Raw genomic sequence first — 19,912 nt, forward strand, 5'->3', positions numbered from 1 at the left:
TCCTTCATTTTTCTCGTGTTTCGCGGCCTTTTTAGTTATTCGGGCCGCCAATACGGGTTATTTTGCAGAATCCAGCGCGGTACGGATTTCGGCGATAAAACTTGTCAGCTTCTCAGCTGCCGCGTCCGGCGACGCTTCTTCGAGCAATTGCACAAGACGGCTGCCGATCACGACCGCATCCGACACATCCGCCACCAACCTCGCCGATTCCGCGTCGCGAATCCCGAAACCGACGCCTACCGGCAACGCCACATGCTTCTTGATCGCCGGGATTTTACTCGCGATACTCGCCACGTCCAGATTTGCCGAACCGGTCACGCCTTTCAGCGACACGTAATACACATAGCCGCTTGCCACTTTGCCAACAGCGGCAATGCGTTCGTCCGTCGACGTGGGCGCGAGCAGAAAGATTGGATCGATGCCCGCTGCGAGCATCGACTGGCTGAATTCCACCGATTCTTCCGGCGGGTAATCGACGACCAGAATGCCATCCACGCCGGCATCCTTCGCCGCTTTTGCGAACGCTTCGGTGCCCATGCGCTCGATAGGATTGGCATAGCCCATCAACACGACCGGCGTTTGTGTGTTCGTTTCGCGGAAGCGTTTTACATCGGCGAGAACGTGTTTCAGCGATACACCGCGCGACAAAGCGCGCTCGGACGAACGCTGGATCACGGGACCGTCGGCCATTGGGTCGGAAAACGGAACGCCTAGTTCGATGACATCCGCGCCGCCCTTGGCCAGGGCGTGCATGAATTCAACTGTCTGTTCAGGGTTCGGGTCGCCGGCGGTGATGAACGGGATCAAGCCTTTTTTGCCCTGCTCGGCGAGTGCCGCAAATGTACTTTTGATACGGGACATGATGATCTCTCTGCGCAATGTTGGCGCGATTTAGCGTTTTATAGCAGTGACTTAGCGACGTTCAGGCTTGATCGATGGAAACATCTTCAGCAACGGCCACGGGCTTTTCGACAGGCACAACGGCCAGAGGCGTTTCAGCTACTCGCGCTTCTGCAATCGCATGATAGTCGGCGTTGATCTCATAGCCGACAAACTCACGCCCGTGCCGCGCACACGCAACCGCCGTCGTGCCGCTACCCATGAATGGATCGAGCACGCGGCCGCCGCGTGGACAACTCGCCAGCACCATCCGCTCGATAATCTCGAGCGGCTTTTGCGTTGGATGATCGACCCGTTCAGCGTGTTGCCTATGCAGCCTCGACACCGACCAGACGTCTTTCGGGTTGTATCCAAGCTCGAGCCACTTGCTGCCTTCGAACAACTTGCGCGAACGCGCTTTCTTCGTCACTGCATCGTAAGGAATGCGGATGGGGTCGAGATCGAAGAAGTAATCCTTCGATACCGCGAAATACCCGATGTTGTCATGCACCGACGTGAATCTGCGCACCGTTCCGCCCATGCTCGGCACGCGCCGGTCCCACACAATTTCGTTGACCATGGTGAGGCGACGCTTGAGGAACACGAAAATCTCGGGCGCATATTGCCATGTGCAAAAAATGTAGAGCGAACCGCTGGGCTTGAGCTTCGGGATTGCAAGCTCGAGCCAGCCGTAGGTCCAGTCGAGGAAAGCATCGCCGGAGCGCATATCCGAGTCGTTGCCGTAATCCTTGCCAAGACCGTAAGGCGGATCGGCCACGATCAAATCGATCGAGCCGTCCGGCAGATTCGCTGCATCGGTCAGGAAATCGCGGTGATGCAAGTGGATGCCAACGTGCGACTTGCCTTCGGCGGCATCCGTTCCTGCATTGACGATTTCATCGCGCATTGGCTGCGAGCTCAGAACGTGATGCCGGTGCGCTCGGCGACCGTATGCATGTCCTTGTCGCCACGGCCCGACAGATTGACGAGCAGAAGCTTGTCTTTCGGCAGCGTGGGCGCAAGCTTCGCGGCGTAGGCCAGCGCGTGGCTCGATTCGAGCGCGGGAATGATCCCTTCGATCCGGCAGCAATCGTGGAAACCCTTGAGCGCTTCTTCGTCGGTGATGCCCACGTACTCGGCGCGGCCTGCGTCCTTCAACCACGCGTGTTCCGGGCCAACGCCAGGGTAATCCAGCCCAGCCGATACCGAATGCGTTTCGATGATCTGGCCGTTGTCGTCCTGAAGAAGATACGTGCGGTTACCGTGCAGAACGCCCGGGCTTCCGCCCATCAGCGACGCAGCGTGACGGCCCGTATCCATGCCGTCGCCAGCAGCTTCAACGCCGATCAAGCGGACGTCCTTGTTATCGATATACGGGTAGAAGATACCCATCGCATTCGATCCGCCCCCAACGCACGCAATCACCGCATCGGGCTGACGTCCGGTCATTTCGGGCATCTGAACCTTGCATTCGTCGCCGATAACCCGCTGAAAATCGCGAACCATCATCGGGTACGGATGCGGACCCGCCACCGTGCCGATAATATAAAACGTGTTTTCGACGTTCGTAACCCAGTCGCGCATGGCTTCGTTCAACGCGTCTTTCAGCGTCTTCGAACCGGATTCGACTGGCACAACCGTCGCGCCCAGCAGCTTCATCCGATAAACATTCGCCGCCTGACGCCGCACATCTTCCGAACCCATATAAACAACGCATTCCATGCCGAACCGCGCCGCAATGGTCGCCGTCGCCACGCCGTGCTGCCCCGCGCCGGTTTCCGCGATCACGCGCGGCTTGCCCATCTTCCGCGCCAGCAACGCCTGGCCGATCACGTTATTAACCTTGTGCGCGCCCGTATGGTTCAGGTCTTCGCGCTTCAGATAAATCTGCGCGCCGCCGAGCATTTCGCTCCAGCGCTTCGCGTGATAAATAGGCGAAGGACGGCCGACATAATGCTTCAGCTCATACTCGTATTCCGCGATAAACGCCGGATCCTTGCTCGATTCTTCGTATGCGTCGCGAAGTTCATCGAGTGCGTGAATCAGTGTTTCGGAGACGAACGTGCCGCCATAAGGGCCGAAATGGCCGCGATTGTCAGGTAAGTTGTACATGTATGCCACTCTCTCGGTACGTGGAAGCGTGGTGCTTGCTCACGTTGATCATCCGGCATCCGCTACGCGCACCGCGCGTACGAACGCCGCCATTCGGGCGTGATCTTTCACGCCCTTGACCCCCGCTATTTCAATGCCGCTGGAGACATCGACCGCGTAGGGCCGGACGAGCCGGATGGCGTCATGGACGTTTTGCGCGTTCAACCCACCACTCAAAACGGCCCGATGCCCGAGATCTGTTGGGATAAGTGACCAATCGAATACCTTTCCACCGCCACCGTAGCCATCGACATGGGCGTCGAGGAGCACACCGCTGGCTGCTGAATAATTAAGAGATGATTCTACCAAATCGCGTGGGTTGGCATCGGGCCCTACCCGAACGGCACGCCACCACGGCAGACCAGCGACTTCGGCGAGCGCGGCGCATTGAGCCGGGGTTTCGTCGCCGTGGAACTGCAAGAGCGACAATCTCACATTCGATGTCACCTCGCGAATCCATTCCGGCGTCGCGTTGACGAAAAGCCCCACAGCCGAAACCAGCGGCGGGACGCGATCCGCCAGATCGATCGCCTGGCCGACGCCGACCGAACGCGGGCTGGGCGGATAAAACACGAAACCCACGGCATCGGCGCCGAGGTCGACGGCCACATCGACATCTTCAGGCTTCGATAAACCGCACAATTTGATGCGCGTTCTATGCAGATCGTTGTTATCCATTATGTTTTGCACGTTCAATTCCTTGCCAGACTGCGCTCCACGGATAGCTTCCAAGACGTGGCGCGGGAACAGCGAAGTTCTCAGGATAGCCGACCTCGGCCAGATAGAGGCCGTCGGGCATGAAGGTCGGCGCGGCGCGCTTGCGGTCGCGCGCTTCGAGCAGATCGCGCATCCATGAAGGCGGATGTTTGCCACGGCCGATGGCGACGAAACATCCCATCAGGTTGCGCACCATGTGATGCAAAAACGCGTTCGCGCGAAAGCGAAAGTGGATGAAATCGCCCTGCTCGACAATATCGATCTGATGCAAGTATTTCACCGGCGTCTTCGCCTGGCATTCGGACGACCGGAACGCCGTGAAATCGTGCTTGCCGATGATCAGCGCGGCCGCTTCGCGCATGGCGTTGGCATCGAGCGCCGCGTAGCACCAGCCGGCGTGGCCGGTGCTCATCGGCGAGCGCACCGGATGGACGTACAGCGCGTAGTAATACGTGCGCTCGAAGGCGCCGAAACGTGCGTGGAAATCGTCGGGCATCGGACGCGCCCATTGAACCGCGACGCTTTGCGGCAGGAAAGCGTTCGTGCCGCGAACCCACGCAAAGTCAGTACGTTCGAGTTCGGTATCGAAATGCACGACCTGACCGAGCGCGTGCACGCCCGTGTCGGTGCGCCCCGCGACGACCGTCTGCACGCGCGTCTGCGTGAACTTGCCGAGCGCGCGTTCAAGCACGTCCTGCACGGTCGGAACGTCCGATTGTGTCTGCCAGCCGCTGAACGCCGAACCGTCGTACTGGATACCCAGGGCAATGCGCTTCAAAGCCATATCAGGAAAGCGGCGCCAACGTGGATAACAACGTGGCGGCGGGTTGTCGCGTAGCTGGATCGTTCGATTCGATGACTTCCTGGAGCAGCGTGCGCGCGCCGGACAAGTCGCCGAGCTCGATGTATTCAACGGCCAGTTCCAGCTTGTTGCGCGCGATCGTCGCAATCTGCTCGGGCGTGAACGCGGGCAGCGGTTCGGTCTGGCTCGACGGCGAATCGTAGTCGAAATCGAGGCTTAACGGGCCGAAGCGCGACGCACCCAAACCGGCTACCGATGCCGCGCCGGCTGTGCCTGTTTCGATTTGCTGCGCCACGGACGCGGCTGGCGGCTTGGACAGGGCATCCGGGTGACAATGCTGCTCGTTTTGTTGATCGAATACGGCCGGATCGGCGATAGGTTGCGGGGTTATCGCTGAAGGGACGATCTCCGGTTGTTTGGGCGTTTGGGCTTGTTCCGCTTCACGCGAAACTTCCCGGCGCGGCGGCAAGCCGAAATCGAGCGCACTCAAGGCTTCTATGGCTTCTTGCGGGAATTTGGGCTGCGGCAGACGCGACGCTGCGCTGGAGGGTTCGTCGTCGTAGGAGTCGTCGTTCGGGGAGTTTGCGTGGTCGGCGGGAGGCGCAGCATGCAACTCGGCTTGCCGTTCGGAAGCCTCGCGCGCTGCGGCTGCTTGGGCTTGAGCCTGAGCTTCGGCTTGAGCCTCAGCTTCGGCTTCGGCCTGAGCTTCGGCTTGGGCCTGAGCCTGAGCTTCGGCTCGGGCCTGAGCCTCGGCTTGCGCTCGCGCCTGAGCTTCCGCTTCGCGTGCTGCCGTTTCCCGCGCCTTGGCCTCACGTACTTCCGCTTCTCGTGCCGCGGCTTCACGGGTCGCTACCTCGCGCGCTTCTGCTTCACGTGCCTCCGCCGCTAGTCTCTCCGCTTCACGCTCTTGCGCCTCGCGTTCCGCCGCCTCCTTCGCCTCCAGTTCGCGTTCCGCAGCTTCCCGCTCGATGGCCTCCCGCGTTGCTCGCTCAAGGGCCGCCGCGCGCTCCGTCGCAGCACGCTCGGCCGCCAGCGCAGCCTCTACCGCACCCGGCCGGGGCGGCGTGAAATCGCGATGCAGCGCCGCCGGCGCATCCGGCATGAATGGCGCGCGCCGGGTATCGGGTTCGGGTTCGGTCGGCGCAACCGCGGCGCTCAGTGTTACGCGAGCGGCATCGTCGTTATCGACGCCTGGAGTCGCTTCCGTCGGCGTAAGCGGCGTGTCTTCCGTGGGGGTATCGAAGGATTGAGCGGCGTCGTAGTTTTCCATGCTCGCCGCGACCGCGTTCAGCTCACCCTGCCCGCGCTGGACGGCAACGCCTTCAAGGTCGGCCGCGCCGGTCGCGGGATGCGAATGCGTGTCGTGCGCCGCGGAATGCGTCACCTCTGGCGCCGGCGGCACAACCGCCGGCTCCGGCGTCACGCGATCATCCTCGGGCGCCTCAGCATTACGGCGGCGCTTGCCGGCTCGCATAGCGATCAGAAGCAAGCCGATAGCCACGATCACGCCGATGATCCAGCCAATCGGCCCATTTCCGGACGTCGGCCCAGCGCTCGCCGTCGAGGCGGGTGTCACAGCCGGCGCAACGGGCGCGGACGCGGGCACTGAAGCCGCCATCGGCGCCGAAGCCGTGTCGCTTATGCTCGACGCAGGCTGCGTTTCGGAACCAGCTGCCGCGCCACTCGCCGTGCTTGCGGTCACAGCACCGCTCACCTCGGCGCCGGATGCCTTGTCCGTAGAACTGGACGCCGCGTCAGCAGGCGCGGCAGTCGTAGCCGAAGCGCTCGGTGCAACAACCGGCGCCGCAGTAGCAGGCGATGAAGCAACAACAGCAGGCGCAGCCGGCGCAGACGCAACCGAAGCCACCGCCGAAGCCGCCGATGCGCTCGCCGCCTCGTCACCCTGCGGCACGTTCAACACCGATCCCAGCTTCAGCCGGCTTGGATCGTGACCCATGAACGCGTTCGGATTGGCATCGAACAACGCGCGGGCCATCTTTTCGCGCGTGGCGCGATCAGTCGATCCGGTGATCTGCGTAGCGATATCGCTGAGAGATTGCCCGGGCTTCACGCTGTATTGCGTCACCGCAGCCGAGTCCGACGCAACCGTGGGCGCGGATGCAGCGCTCGCCTGGGCCGCTGCATCGAAAGAAAACAACGTCCCGAGCAGCACACTCGCGGCACTCGCCGCGATCAGCGCCGCACGCCGCGCACGATGGAAATGGCGGCGCTGCGAACGAAGTGGCCGACTCGGACGAACGATCATTGAAACTCCAGGCGAGTGGACAAAAACGGAAGAACAGGACACGACGGCAAACCTTGCCGCACAACGAAAAAGCGCCGCGCAAGCGCGACGCTTCAATCGGACTACCGCGCGTCGTGGCGCGTAGTTTACTTTACTTGTCCAGCAGGATGCGAAGCATCCGGCGCAGCGGTTCGGCCGCGCCCCACAGCAACTGGTCGCCAACCGTGAACGCCGACAGATATTCGCCGCCCATCGCAAGCTTGCGCAGACGGCCGACCGGCACCGTCAACGAACCCGTAACGACTGCCGGCGACAAATCGCGCATGGAAGCCTCGCGTTCGTTCGGCACGACCTTCACCCAGTCATTCGCCGACGCCAGAATGCCGTGCACTTCGTCCAGCGGCACGTCCTTCTTCAGCTTGATGGTCAACGCCTGCGAATGACACCGCATTGCGCCGATACGCACGCACAAGCCATCGACCGGAACCGAGCCCGGCTCGCCCATGGCCGGCAGTCCGAGAATCTTGTTGGTTTCCGCGCCGCCTTTCCATTCTTCCTTCGACATGCCGTTGCCAAGGTCTTTATCGATCCACGGAATCAGCGCGCCGGCGAGCGGCACGCCGAAGTTGTCGATAGGCATGCGTTCACTCGACATGGCCGCCTGAACGCGCTTGTCGATATCCAGAATGGCCGACGAAGGGTCCGCCAGATCTTCCTTGGCCGCGCCATACAGCACGCCCATTTGCTGCAGCAGTTCGCGCATGTTCTGCGCGCCCGCGCCGGAAGCCGCCTGATACGTCATGGCGGTCGTCCATTCGACCAGCTTGTGATTGAACAAACCGCCGAGCGCCATCAGCATCAAACTGACCGTGCAATTTCCGCCGATGAAATTCCGGCCACCTTTAACCAGCGAATCCTTGATGACGTTCAGGTTCACCGGATCGAGAATGATGACCGCGTCGTCTTTCATGCGCAGCGACGAAGCCGCGTCGATCCAGTAACCCTTCCAGCCGGCCGCGCGCAGCTTCGGGTACACGTCGTTCGTGTAGTCGCCGCCCTGGCACGTGATGATTGCGTCGCACTTTTTCAGGTCGTCGATGCTTGTCGCGTCTTTGAGTTTCGTCTCGTTTTTCGCGAACGACGGCGCATTGCCGCCCGCATTGCTGGTGCTAAAAAACACCGGTTCGATCAGGTCGAAATCGCCTTCCTGCTGCATGCGCTGCATCAGCACGCTGCCGACCATGCCGCGCCAACCAACGAGACCTACGTTCATGACTAACCTTTAATTTGGACACTTCCCCGCTTGTCCGGCCCTCCGCCGGCGTGACCGCGCGGGGAAGATGGGCGGGCACGACAGGCGATCAGCGCAACGTGATCGTTTTGAGGGAAATGGTTTTCGTAATGCGTTTGAGGCACGTGACCGTGCTCGAACGCGTCATGGCGAGACGAATCGTGCGGGCGCCTTCAATGCCGCCGCATGAAATCGAGTCCTGAGAGATTTTGGAGATCTTCGCCATAACAAAAGAGTCTACACGATAACCCGCATATTCGTCCCCGGGCACGAGCGAAACACGCTGTTTCGACGTGGTTCGTGCGTCAAAAGCGACGAATCGAGGTGAAAGTTCGCGATCGGCCGTATCTTGATAATGCGCCGATCGCGTGACGCTTTTCCACCGGAATTTTTCGCCGAAGCGTGCAGTGGAAAAGCGCGTTGCCGTTCCGAACGATTAAAGCGCTGCGAGAACCGCGTCGCCCATTTCCTTCGTGCCGACCGTCCGGCCGTCTTGCGTGGCAATGTCGCCGGTACGAAAACCTTGCGCCAGCACCTTCTTCACTGCCGTTTCCACGCGATCCGCCTGCTCAGTCTTGCCAAGCGAATAGCGCAGCATCATGGCGGCCGAAAGAATGGTCGCCAGCGGATTCGCCACGCCCTTGCCGGCAATATCCGGCGCCGAACCATGCGACGGCTCGTACAAACCCTTGTTGTTCTTATCGAGCGAAGCCGAAGGCAACATGCCGATGGAACCCGTCAACATGGCCGCTTCGTCCGAGAGAATGTCGCCGAACATGTTGCCGGTGACGACCACGTCGAACGCTTTCGGCGCTTTCACCAACTGCATGGCCGCGTTGTCCACGTACATGTGCGACAACTCGACATCCGCGTATTCCTTCGATACATCGATCATCACGTCGCGCCACAACTGCGACGTTTCGAGCACATTGGCCTTGTCCACGCTCGTCAGCTTCTTCGCGCGCTTTTGCGCCGCCTGAAACGCGACGTGCGCGATCCGGCGCACTTCCGGCTCGGAATAACGCATGGTGTCGAAGCCTTCCTTCGCGCCTTCGAACAAACCATCCGGCGACGAACGCACGCCGCGCGGCTGGCCAAAATAGATATCGCCATTCAGCTCGCGGATGATCAGGATATCCAGCCCGGCCACGATTTCCGGTTTCAGCGACGAAGCCGCCGTCAATTCCGGATAACAAATCGCCGGACGGAAGTTCGCGAACAATTGCAGATGCTTGCGCAGACCCAGAATGGCCTGCTCGGGACGCAGCGCGCGCTCGAGCGAATCGTATTTCCAGTCGCCCACCGCGCCGAACAAGATTGCTTCCGATGCCTTCGCCAGCGCAAGCGTTGCGTCCGGCAGCGGATGGCCGCTCGCCTCGTAACCCGCGCCGCCGACCGGCGCTTCTTCGATCTCGAACTTCTCGCCGAGCGCGTTCAAGACCTTGACGGCTTCCTTGATGATCTCCGGACCGATGCCATCGCCGGGCAGCACTGCAATCTTCATGGTATTTCCTTATCTTTGTTGGTTAGTTTTTAGCGCACGAGGCGGTTATTCAGCCACGGCTGCTTCACGAGGCGTTCGTTTTCGAATTGCTTGATCTTGTCGGCGTGACGCAGCGTGAGGGCGATATCGTCGAAACCGTTCAGCAGGCAGAACTTGCGGAAACCCGGCACTTCGAACGGATATTCCGTGCCGTTGCCCGCCAGCACGACCTGGCGCTCGAGGTCCACTGTGAGCGTGAAGCCGTTGAACGCGTAGGTTTCGTTGAACAGCTTGTCGACCTGGCTGTCCGTCAGCACGATCGGCAGCAGACCGTTCTTGAAGCAGTTATTGAAGAAAATATCCGCGAAACTCGGCGCGATGATCGCGCGGAAACCGTACTGGTCCAGTGCCCACGGCGCGTGTTCGCGCGAGCTGCCGCAGCCGAAATTCTCGCGCGTCAGCAAGATGGAAGCGCCCTTGTAGCGCGCCTGGTTCAGCACGAAATCGGGGTTCAGCGGGCGTTTCGAGTTGTCCTGGCCGGGCTCACCGACATCCAGATAACGCCATTCATCGAACGCGTTCGGGCCAAAACCCGTGCGCTTGATGGACTTCAGGAACTGCTTCGGAATGATTGCGTCCGTGTCGACGTTTGCACGATCCAGCGGCGCCACGAGCCCGCTATGTACAGTGAATTTTTCCATGATCCGTAACCGGTTGGTTTATTTGACCGCGTTGCTGATTGCGTTGCCGGTGGCGCGAACGTCCTCGCCAAAGCCGTGGACGGTGTTGCAGCCCGCCGCGCTTATGGCAATGCCCATCAACACCAGCAAACTTGCGATGCGTTTCATGCGAGTTCGCGGATATCGACAAAATGGCCTTCGATAGCCGCTGCCGCCGCCATCGCCGGGCTCACCAGATGCGTGCGTCCGCCCGCGCCCTGACGTCCTTCGAAGTTACGATTCGACGTAGACGCGCAACGTTCGCCCGGATCGAGCCGGTCGGCGTTCATGGCGAGGCACATGGAGCAGCCGGGCTCGCGCCATTGGAAGCCGGCGTCGATAAACACCTTGTCCAGCCCTTCGCGCTCGGCTTGCGCCTTCACGAGGCCCGAGCCCGGCACGACCATCGCGAGACGAATATTCGATGCCACCCGGCGGCCGAGCGTCTTCACCACATACGCGGCCGCGCGCAAGTCCTCGATCCGCGCATTCGTGCACGAGCCGATGAAAATCTTGTCCGGCTTGATGGATTGCATCGGCGTGTTTGGTTCGAGCGCCATGTATTTCAACGCGCGTTCGATTGCATCGCGCTTGACCGGATCTTTTTCACGCTCTGGATCGGGCACGCGACCGTCGATTGACACCACCATTTCCGGCGACGTGCCCCACGTCACTTGCGGCACGATTTCGGCGGCGTTCAATTCCACCACGCGATCGAACTTCGCGCCTGCGTCGGAGGTGAAACCGCGCCAGTAGGTTGCGGCCTGCTCGAACTCCACGCCCTGCGGCGAGAACGGGCGATCCTTCAGGTAGTTGATCGTGGTTTCATCGACGGCGACCATGCCGGCTCGCGCGCCCGCTTCGATAGCCATGTTGCAGACCGTCATGCGCCCTTCCATGGAAAGCGAACGGATGGTCGAGCCGCCGAATTCGATGGCGTAGCCATTGCCGCCGGCCGTCCCGATCTTGCCGATGATCGCCAGCACGATGTCCTTGGCCGTGCAGCCGCGCGGAAGCGGTCCTTCGACCTTCACGAGCATGTTCTTGCTTTTCTTTTGCAGCAGCGTTTGCGTGGCGAGGACGTGCTCCACTTCCGACGTGCCAATACCATGCGCCAGCGCGCCGAACGCGCCATGCGTGGACGTGTGCGAATCGCCGCAAACGATGGTCATGCCCGGCAGCGTCGCGCCCTGTTCCGGCCCGATGATATGCACAATGCCCTGGCGCAAGTCGTTCATCTTGAACTGCGTGATGCCGTAGGCGTCGCAGTTGTCATCGAGCGTATCGACTTGCAGCTTGGAGATCGGGTCCGCGATGCCATTCGAACGATCGGTGGTTGGAACGTTATGGTCCGAAACCGCGAGGTTCGCGCTGATGCGCCACACCGGCCGTTCGGCCAGTTTCAGTCCTTCGAAAGCCTGCGGGCTGGTCACTTCATGCAGCAAATGGCGATCGATATAAAGAATGGACGTGCCGTCGTCCTCTGTATGGATCACATGCGAATTCCACAACTTGTCGTAGAGAGTCTGGGCCATGGTCTTTTTGAACGGTTGTAACTGCGGGGTATGTTTTTTGGTTCGATGATTATGCCACGCGGAATGCGGCGCTGCGCTATTGCCCGAGAAAAAACCGATATAAAACAGTGAGTTAGGGTGGTAGTCGCGCTACCTGTATGGGTAATACCGGGCTCGCGGGATTATGAATGCGCGCGGCGCCAGAACGTAAAACGGGTGTAAGCGCTTATTGCGCTTACACCCGCTCTTCAACCCCTTGCAGTTGCCTTTTACAACGCTCGCCCCACAATCAACGGATCAACCGTTCCAATTGCGCGCATATCCCGGTTCGTGTACGGCAACTTGTGCAGAATGTGCCGCAACGCGTTAAGCCGCGCTCGCTTCTTGCAATCGGAGAGAACAACCGCCCAGGGACAATCGGCTGTGTCTGTTTGCGCGAACATCGCTTCCTTGGCTTGCGTGTATTCGTCCCATTTATCCAGCGATGCCAGATCTACCGGGCTCAGTTTCCATTGCTTGAGCGGATGAATCTCGCGCTCCTTGAAACGCCGCCGCTGCTCTTCGCGGCTTACGGAAAACCAGAACTTGACCACATGGATTCCGCTTCGAACGAGCTGGCGTTCGAACTCGGGAACCTGCTGCATGAAATCGTTGTATTCGTTTTCCGAGCAAAAACCCATTACACGCTCGACGCCCGCGCGGTTGTACCAGGATCGATCGAACAGAACGATTTCACCCGATGTCGGCAAGTGCTGGACGTATCGCTGGAAATACCATTGGCCGCGCTCGGATTCCGACGGCTTCTCAAGCGCGACGACACGCGCGCCGCGCGGGTTCATGTGCTCCATGAACCGTTTGATGGCGCCGCCCTTGCCGGCTGCGTCGCGTCCTTCGAATACGATCACCAGGCGTTCGCCGGTCTCGCGGACCCACGCTTGCAGTTTCAGCAGTTCCACTTGCAGCGCGTACTTCTGCTTTTCATATCCGCGCCGAGACATCAGATTTCGATACGGATAACCGCCCGTGCGCCAGTTGCGCGACAGCTCGTTATCCGGATGGCGCGAAGCGCGCGTGTGCCACAACGCCGGATCACCCTCGAGCATGGCACTGCGCAAGGCGGTTGCCTCGTCGGGCGAGAGCCCGCTCATCAGCGCCTTGATGGTTTCCATCAAGGTTCCAGCGTCTTGTGCATCACTAGTCGAGAGCACATGCTGCACGGTGCTTGCAATGTGTTCATTGGCTGCGTCGACGGCGCGGCTTGTTTCATCGATTTGCGCAGCGCGCGGCGTATTACTGGGCAACGTGTCGCCATGTGCGACGGGTCGAACGGCCGAGTGGCGAGTGTTGAATTTGTCGTGCGGTGATGTCAAATCGTTATCCTTGTGACGAAGCACCCCGGCTTTAAGAAGCAACGGGGCGCTTCCTGCTCAAGCTGTCGCTGCGGCTTTTTTCAGAACTACATAGATCTTGTCCTTCAGCAGCAATTTCTCTTTCTTGAGCGTTTCGATAGAACGCCCGTCCGCGGGGACCGGACCGTCCTCCATGTTTTTGATTTGCTGATCCAGTTCGTTATGGCGCTGGAAAAGCCGGGAAAAATGGGCGTCTTCAGTTTTGAGTGTGGAAATGAGATCGCGGAATTCTGGAAACATCGGAAGCTCCTCAAACAATATGCGGGTAATACCCACAGGGTCAGTAAGCCTGAATATCTTGGCATTACTACATAAATTGGATGTTGATAAACATCGTGTTTAAGTGAGTTTTGCCTTGGCTGCGATGTTTTCATGATCTGTCGGCAGCACAGGTCTTACAACGGCGCGTTGTTTCGCATCAGCCAAAAGAAAACGCCCCGACTGGCAACCAGTCGGGGCGTTTGTCCATCTCTCTACTTCACGTTTCGCAAAACCTTGAAAATCGTGCGAAGCGCAAAACAGCTTATTGCTTACCGCTTGTCAATCGACTTTGCTTCACGCGGGGTATCGCCGATAAACAATTGACGCGGACGGCCAATCTTCTGTTCCGGATCAGCGATCATTTCGTTCCACTGCGCAATCCAGCCCACGGTACGCGCCATTGCGAACACGCAGGTGAACATGGCCGTCGGGATGCCCAGCGCGCGCTGAACAATGCCCGAGTAAAAGTCGACATTCGGGTACAGCTTGCGCGACACGAAATATTCGTCTTCCAGCGCGATCTTTTCCAGCGCCATGGCGAGCTTGAACAGCGGGTCGTCGTGCAGACCCAGTTCTTCGAGCACTTCATGGCACGTTTCACGCATCAGTTTCGCGCGCGGATCGTAGTTCTTGTACACGCGATGCCCGAAGCCCATCAGCTTCACGCCGGAATTCTTGTCCTTGACCTGCTTGATGAACTCGGGAATGTTATCGACGGAACCGATTTCTTCCAGCATGTTCAACGCGGCTTCGTTCGCTCCGCCGTGCGCCGGGCCCCACAAACAAGCGATGCCGGCAGCAATACACGCAAACGGATTGGCACCCGACGAACCTGCCAGACGCACGGTCGAGGTCGATGCATTTTGCTCATGGTCTGCATGCAGGATCAGGATGCGATCGAGCGCACGCACGAGCACGTCGTTGACCTTGTACTCTTCGCACGGGTTCGAGAACATCATGTGCATGAAGTTCGCGCTGTAGGACAGGTCGTTCTTCGGATACACGAACGGCTGACCGATCGTAAATTTGTACGCCATGGCCACCAGCGTCGGCAGTTTCGCGATCATGCGAATAGCCGATACGTCGCGGTGACGCGGGTCGTTGATGTTCAGCGAGTCGTGATAGAACGCCGACAATGCGCCAACGGCTGCCACGAGCACGGCCATCGGGTGTGCGTCGCGACGGAAACCGCGGAAGAAGAAATGCATTTGTTCGTGAACCATCGTGTGCTTCGTGACGGTTTCGACGAACTCTTCCTTTTGCTCGGCAGTCGGCAGATCGCCGTGCAGCAATGCGTAGCAGGTTTCCAAAAAGTCGGCCTTGACCGCGAGTTCCTCGATCGGATATCCGCGATACAGCAACTCGCCCTTGTCACCGTCAATGTACGTGATCGCGGAATTGCACGCCGCCGTCGACATGAAGCCCGGATCGTAGGTGAACTTGCCGGTCTGGCCGTACAGCTTGCGGATGTCGATTACGTCCGGGCCCAGGGTGCCCTTGTAGATCGGCATTTCGACGCTCGGCGAGTTGTCGCTGAACGATAGCGTGGCTTTAACATCTGACGGGGTCATAGCACATCCTCAATCGAAGTATGGAAACAGGTTTTCGATAATTCGCACGACAATTGCACGACTCTCGTGGCTGGCTCAAGCTGAGCGCAGCATCTCCAGCACGCGAGTCATATCCGGCGAGGCCAGTTCGCCATCCGGTTCCTTGCGTGCCAGCAGCAAGTCCATCAGGTCGTTGTCGCTCAGTTCCAGCAGTTGCGTCAGCACGCCGACGTCCGTGTCACTGAGGTCATGCTCATATCGGCTGAAAAAACGCTCGAAGATCAGATCGTTTTCCAGCAGACCGCGCCGCGCCCGCCATCTCAGGCGTGCGCGACGTAGAGGGTCGGACTGATGCCCGGAGTCATTCATGACACAGTCCCTATCAGACAGCGCGGCGCACCATCAATTCCTTGATCTTGCCAATTGCCTTGGTGGGGTTCAGTCCCTTCGGGCACACATCCACGCAATTCATGATCGTGTGGCAACGGAACAGACGATACGGATCTTCCAGGTTGTCCAGACGTTCACCCGTCGCTTCGTCGCGGCTGTCCGCAATAAAACGATAGGCTTGCAGCAAGCCCGCCGGACCCACGAACTTGTCCGGGTTCCACCAAAAGCTCGGGCACGAGGTGGAGCAACTGGCGCACAGAATGCATTCGTACAGGCCGTCAAGCTCGTCGCGTTCTTCGGGCGTCTGCAGACGCTCCTTTTCCGGCGGCGGCGTGTCGTTGATCAGGTACGGCTTGATCGAATGATACTGGTTGAAGAATTGCGTGAAGTCGCAGATCAGGTCACGCACGACCGGAAGACCCGGCAGCGGACGCAGCACGATCTTCTGCGGCAGGTCGTTCATGTTCTGCAGGCACGCCAGACCGTTTTTGCCATTGATGTTCATGGCGTCCGAACCGCACACGCCTTCACGGCACGAACGGCGGAACGACAGGGTTTCATCGACGGATTTCAGCTTCAGGAGCGCGTCCAGCAACATGCGTTCGTGCGAGTCGATTTCGATCTCGTACGTCTGCATGCGGGGCGCCGCGTCCTTGTCCGGATCGTAGCGGTAGATTTCAAAAGTACGCTTTGCCATTTCGATTCCTTTGCCTTAGAAGGTCCGTGCTTTGGGCGGCACCGATTCGACCGTCAGCGGCGTCATGTGCACCGGCTTGTAGTCGAGCTTGTCGCCTTCGCTGAACCACAGCGTGTGCTTCATCCAGTTTTCGTCGTCGCGATGCTCGAAGTTGCTGTGCGCGTGCGCACCGCGGCTTTCCTTGCGCGCTTCCGCCGAAATCATGGTGGCGCGGGCCACTTCGATCAGGTTCGCAAGCTCGAGCGCCTCGACCTTCGCCGTATTGAAGACCTTGGACTTGTCCTTCAGATGCACGTGCTTGACGCGCTCGGACAGTTCCTTGATCTTGCCCACGCCTTCTTCCAGCAACGCGGACGTGCGGAACACACCAGCGTGTGCTTGCATGGTCGCGCGGATATCGTTGGCGATATTCTGCGTGTATTCGCCCGATGACGAACTTTCCAGCACGGCGAGACGTGCGAGCGCTGCGTCGGCTGCATCGGCGGGAAGGGGCTTGTGCTCCTTCATTTCCTGCGCGTGCTTGATGATGTGATTGCCGGCCGCGCGGCCGAACACCACGAGGTCGAGCAGCGAGTTCGTGCCGAGACGGTTCGCGCCGTGCACCGACACACACGAGCATTCGCCGACAGCGTAGAAGCCGTTCACCGGTTCTTCGTAGCCGCCCTTGAGCGTACCGACAACCTGGCCGTGAATGTTCGTCGGGATGCCGCCCATCTGGTAATGGATGGTCGGCACAACCGGAATCGGTTCCTTGATGCAATCGACGTTCGCGAATTTCATCGCGATTTCGCGGATCGACGGGAGACGCTTCATGATGGTCTCGGCGCCGATATGCGACAGGTCCAGCAGCACGTGGTCCTTGTTCGGACCCACGCCGCGGCCTTCCTTGATTTCCTGGTCCATGGAACGCGAAACGAAGTCACGCGGCGCCAGATCCTTAAGCGTCGGTGCGTAGCGTTCCATGAAGCGTTCGCCGTCCGAGTTACGCAAGATGCCGCCTTCGCCGCGCACGCCTTCCGTAATCAGCACGCCCGCGCCGGCAACGCCGGTCGGGTGGAATTGCCAGAATTCCATGTCCTGCAATGCAATGCCCGAACGCGCCGCCATGCCGAGTCCGTCGCCGGTATTGATGAACGCATTGGTCGATGCCGCGAAGATCCGGCCCGCGCCGCCCGTGGCGAACAACGTGGTCTTGCCTTCGAGAATGTGGACGTCGCCCGTTTCCATTTCGAGCGCGGTCACGCCGAGCACGTCGCCGTCGGCGTCGCGGATCAGGTCCAGCGCCATCCACTCAACGAAGAAGTGCGTCTTGGCCGCGACGTTTTGCTGATACAGCGTGTGCAGCAATGCATGACCCGTACGGTCAGCCGCAGCGCACGCGCGCTGGACCGGCTTTTCACCATAGTTCGCCGTGTGGCCGCCGAACGGACGCTGATAAATCGTGCCGTCGGCATTGCGGTCGAACGGCATGCCCATGTGTTCGAGTTCGTAGACAGCGCCGGGCGCTTCACGGCACATGAATTCGATCGCGTCCTGGTCGCCGAGCCAGTCGGAGCCCTTGATGGTGTCGTAGAAGTGGTAATGCCAGTTGTCTTCGCTCATGTTGCCGAGCGACGCGCCAATACCGCCTTGCGCGGCCACCGTGTGCGAACGCGTGGGGAATACCTTCGACAGCACCGCGACCGACAGACCTGCGCGAGCGAGTTGCAGCGAAGCGCGCATGCCGGAACCACCTGCACCTACGATGACGACGTCGAAACGGCGACGCGGCAGGGACGTTTTAATTGCAGCCATTCTTTACACTCTCCAGAGAATCTGTGCCGCGTAGCCGATACAACCGACCAGCCAGAGGATCGTTACCACTTGCAGGAGCAAACGCAAGCCGACCGGCTTCACGTAGTCCATCCAGATGTCCCGAATGCCGACCCACGCGTGGTAGAAGAGCGAGAGCAAGGCTACGAAGGTGGCGAGCTTCATCCATTGCATGGCGAAGATCGACGCCCAGCCGTCATACGAAAAATCGCGCGCACCGAAAAACCAGAACAGCAGCACCAGCGTGTACAAAGCCATCACAACGGCCGTAATGCGCTGCGCGAGCCAGTCGCGCAGACCGTAATGCGCGCCGACTACGAGGCGCTTGGGACCAATTCGATTGTTGTTATTCACGGCCATTGTCAGAAGGCTCCGAAGAGTTTAAGCGCAACGACGATTGTCAGCAGAGTCGACACCGTCAGCACGACGATGGACGTCTGCTTGCCGCCTTCCTTGCTCACTGCGCGGTGTGTATCGAGGAGGAGGAAACGGATGCCGGCACAAAAGTGGAACAGGAAGGACCACGACAGCACGAGCACCACGATCTTGACGAGAGGATTGGCGAGAAAGCCCTTGAATGCATCGAAACTGATTTCCGATGTCAGGCTCTGGTCCAGCAGATAAAGCAGAAACGGCAGCGCTACGAATAGAAGCAGACCACTGATGCGGTGAAGAATCGAAACCTTCCCCGCTAGCGGCAGCCGGTAGGTTGCGAGCTGAGCAAGTCCGATATTCCGGTACTCAGGCCTTGGTTTTTTTACAGCTTCAGCCATGCTAGACCCCAACTTTGTTATCACACTAGTCCGCGATTTTAGCGCCTTTTCATATCGCGCTGCAGCGAAATGCCTCACAAGAAGCTATTGCCAATCGCGTGAGAAAGGCTTTTATGTCGACCCTGCGGGTTCGTCATGCAGCCGTCCACGTTCTGTTTCAACTCAAATCGTTTTGATAGTAATAACCGTCCGTGACATACCAGCCGCGCCGGACTTCTACTGGCCGGTCGCCGTAGGTATAAGACACGCGCTCGACCGATAAAAGCGGCGAGCCCTCGCTTACTCCCAGCAATTGCGCGACCGCGACGTCGGCTCCGACCGCTCTTATTTTTTCCGATGCCCGGATCATCCGCGTGCCGAACTCCGTTTCGAACATCGCATAAAGCGGGCCTTTGTAATCTGCCAGCCGCTCGGCCGTAAGTCCGCGGAACACCGCGCCGGGAAGCCAGATCTCGTCAAATACGGTGGTTTCGCCGTCGAATTGCAGCAGGCGTTTTATGCAAACGACCGGATCGGAAGGTTTTAAATCGAGCTGACGGGCGATTTCGGCGGGTGCGCGCAGGCGGCGACACTCCAGCAAACGGCTGACGTGAGGGTGGACATCGCCATCTTCCGGCAGCAGCCGCAGAAAGCGGAACTGTACGCGATCTTCGTTGTGCGTCGCAACAAACGTGCCCTTTCCCTGACGCCTCACGAGCAGGTTGTCGGCCGCCAGTTCGTCGATAGCCTTGCGTACCGTGCCTTGGCTCACCTTGTAGCGGGCGGCGAGTTCGACCTCGCTAGGGATGATTTCGCCAGGTTTCCATTCACCCGTTTCGAGCCCTTGCGTGATGAGGGCCTTGATTTGCTGGTACAGCGGGCTGAACGTCGGCGACGAAGCGGGCACGCTTTCAGCCGCGTTGGGCGTGCCGGAAGGGTTCGTCGTGCTCGCTGGGTTCGAATTCATCCGCGCATTTCATCATAAAGCCCCGAGCCGCGTCCAGCGGTTTCCCCGACATTCCTATGTCTTATATAAGACATATGATATGGTTGACTTTGACTCATTCGAATCCTACACTCCTTGGCGAGCAAGGGTTTGCGGGGTGACGCGCGCGTTTGCCGGCGTAGCCTGTATGTCATTCGGTAAGGCGCTTTTGCGGTACTTTGCGTCAATGTGCCTTCGCTCATCGCTTCAAGCCGAACGGCTTTCGTGTTCGCTTGGCCGCTGCCAGTGCCCCGC

General features: G+C 59.5%; 20 protein-coding genes. All 20 read right to left on the reverse strand.

The features are described 5' to 3' along the window. Positions 1 to 57: 57 nt before the first annotated feature. Entirely contained in the window at positions 58 to 861 is an 804-nt protein-coding gene (gene trpA / locus ASG35_RS22275) for a tryptophan synthase subunit alpha (protein WP_056362781.1), read from the reverse strand. Between the two features lie 61 nt (positions 862 to 922). After that, entirely contained in the window at positions 923 to 1,786 is an 864-nt protein-coding gene (locus ASG35_RS22280; RefSeq protein WP_056362785.1) for a DNA-methyltransferase, read from the reverse strand. Between the two features lie 11 nt (positions 1,787 to 1,797). Then, positions 1,798 to 2,991 carry a tryptophan synthase subunit beta gene (trpB, locus tag ASG35_RS22285; RefSeq protein ID WP_056362789.1) on the reverse strand — a complete coding sequence of 398 codons (1,194 nt, stop codon included), beginning with the start codon at positions 2,989 to 2,991 and terminating at the stop codon, positions 1,798 to 1,800. A gap of 48 nt (positions 2,992 to 3,039) precedes the next feature. After that, a complete protein-coding gene (locus ASG35_RS22290) occupies positions 3,040 to 3,708 on the reverse strand; it encodes a phosphoribosylanthranilate isomerase (protein WP_056362792.1) in 669 nt (222 codons plus the stop codon). Further along, positions 3,701 to 4,525: a tRNA pseudouridine(38-40) synthase TruA gene (gene truA, locus ASG35_RS22295; RefSeq protein ID WP_156393319.1), complete on the reverse strand. Its 825-nt coding sequence runs from the start codon at positions 4,523 to 4,525 to the stop codon at positions 3,701 to 3,703. Before truA ends, ASG35_RS22290 begins: the two co-directional genes overlap by 8 nt. A 7-nt stretch (positions 4,526 to 4,532) precedes the next feature. Further along, complete coding sequence (locus ASG35_RS22300; protein ID WP_056362797.1) at positions 4,533 to 6,815, reverse strand: FimV/HubP family polar landmark protein; 2,283 nt, start codon at positions 6,813 to 6,815, stop codon at positions 4,533 to 4,535. A 130-nt stretch (positions 6,816 to 6,945) separates the two neighbouring features. Beyond that, a complete protein-coding gene (gene asd, locus ASG35_RS22305; RefSeq protein WP_056362800.1) occupies positions 6,946 to 8,067 on the reverse strand; it encodes an aspartate-semialdehyde dehydrogenase in 1,122 nt (373 codons plus the stop codon). A gap of 454 nt (positions 8,068 to 8,521) precedes the next feature. After that, positions 8,522 to 9,589, reverse strand: a complete 1,068-nt coding sequence (leuB, locus tag ASG35_RS22310; protein ID WP_056362803.1) for a 3-isopropylmalate dehydrogenase — start codon at positions 9,587 to 9,589, stop codon at positions 8,522 to 8,524. A 29-nt stretch (positions 9,590 to 9,618) separates the two neighbouring features. Then, on the reverse strand, positions 9,619 to 10,269 hold the full coding sequence (gene leuD / locus ASG35_RS22315) for a 3-isopropylmalate dehydratase small subunit (RefSeq protein ID WP_056362805.1): 651 nt from the start codon (positions 10,267 to 10,269) through the stop codon (positions 9,619 to 9,621). Positions 10,270 to 10,287: 18 nt separating this feature from the next. Beyond that, positions 10,288 to 10,416: an entericidin A/B family lipoprotein gene (locus tag ASG35_RS31980; protein WP_056362808.1), complete on the reverse strand. Its 129-nt coding sequence runs from the start codon at positions 10,414 to 10,416 to the stop codon at positions 10,288 to 10,290. Further along, on the reverse strand, positions 10,413 to 11,822 hold the full coding sequence (leuC, locus tag ASG35_RS22325; protein WP_056362810.1) for a 3-isopropylmalate dehydratase large subunit: 1,410 nt from the start codon (positions 11,820 to 11,822) through the stop codon (positions 10,413 to 10,415). Before leuC ends, ASG35_RS31980 begins: the two co-directional genes overlap by 4 nt. 248 nt (positions 11,823 to 12,070) lie before the next feature. Next, a complete protein-coding gene (ppk2, locus tag ASG35_RS22330; protein ID WP_082508581.1) occupies positions 12,071 to 13,171 on the reverse strand; it encodes a polyphosphate kinase 2 in 1,101 nt (366 codons plus the stop codon). A gap of 57 nt (positions 13,172 to 13,228) precedes the next feature. Further along, positions 13,229 to 13,450 carry a YdcH family protein gene (locus tag ASG35_RS22335; RefSeq protein WP_056363777.1) on the reverse strand — a complete coding sequence of 74 codons (222 nt, stop codon included), beginning with the start codon at positions 13,448 to 13,450 and terminating at the stop codon, positions 13,229 to 13,231. Positions 13,451 to 13,740: 290 nt separating this feature from the next. Next, positions 13,741 to 15,042, reverse strand: a complete 1,302-nt coding sequence (gltA, locus tag ASG35_RS22340) for a citrate synthase (protein WP_056362815.1) — start codon at positions 15,040 to 15,042, stop codon at positions 13,741 to 13,743. Positions 15,043 to 15,117: 75 nt separating this feature from the next. Continuing rightward, positions 15,118 to 15,390, reverse strand: coding sequence for an FAD assembly factor SdhE (locus tag ASG35_RS22345; protein ID WP_056362818.1), 273 nt, complete (start codon positions 15,388 to 15,390; stop codon positions 15,118 to 15,120). Between the two features lie 13 nt (positions 15,391 to 15,403). After that, entirely contained in the window at positions 15,404 to 16,108 is a 705-nt protein-coding gene (locus tag ASG35_RS22350) for a succinate dehydrogenase iron-sulfur subunit (RefSeq protein WP_031362534.1), read from the reverse strand. A gap of 15 nt (positions 16,109 to 16,123) precedes the next feature. Beyond that, positions 16,124 to 17,902, reverse strand: coding sequence for a succinate dehydrogenase flavoprotein subunit (sdhA, locus tag ASG35_RS22355; protein ID WP_056362822.1), 1,779 nt, complete (start codon positions 17,900 to 17,902; stop codon positions 16,124 to 16,126). Positions 17,903 to 17,905: 3 nt separating this feature from the next. Continuing rightward, positions 17,906 to 18,274: a succinate dehydrogenase, hydrophobic membrane anchor protein gene (sdhD, locus tag ASG35_RS22360; RefSeq protein WP_156393339.1), complete on the reverse strand. Its 369-nt coding sequence runs from the start codon at positions 18,272 to 18,274 to the stop codon at positions 17,906 to 17,908. Positions 18,275 to 18,282: 8 nt separating this feature from the next. After that, entirely contained in the window at positions 18,283 to 18,693 is a 411-nt protein-coding gene (sdhC, locus tag ASG35_RS22365) for a succinate dehydrogenase, cytochrome b556 subunit (protein ID WP_056362828.1), read from the reverse strand. Between the two features lie 157 nt (positions 18,694 to 18,850). After that, positions 18,851 to 19,639: a GntR family transcriptional regulator gene (locus ASG35_RS22370; protein ID WP_056362831.1), complete on the reverse strand. Its 789-nt coding sequence runs from the start codon at positions 19,637 to 19,639 to the stop codon at positions 18,851 to 18,853. Between the last annotated feature and the right edge of the window lie 273 nt (positions 19,640 to 19,912).

Source organism: Burkholderia sp. Leaf177 (assembly GCF_001424345.1).
In the GTDB taxonomy this organism is placed as follows: Bacteria; Pseudomonadota; Gammaproteobacteria; order Burkholderiales; family Burkholderiaceae; genus Caballeronia.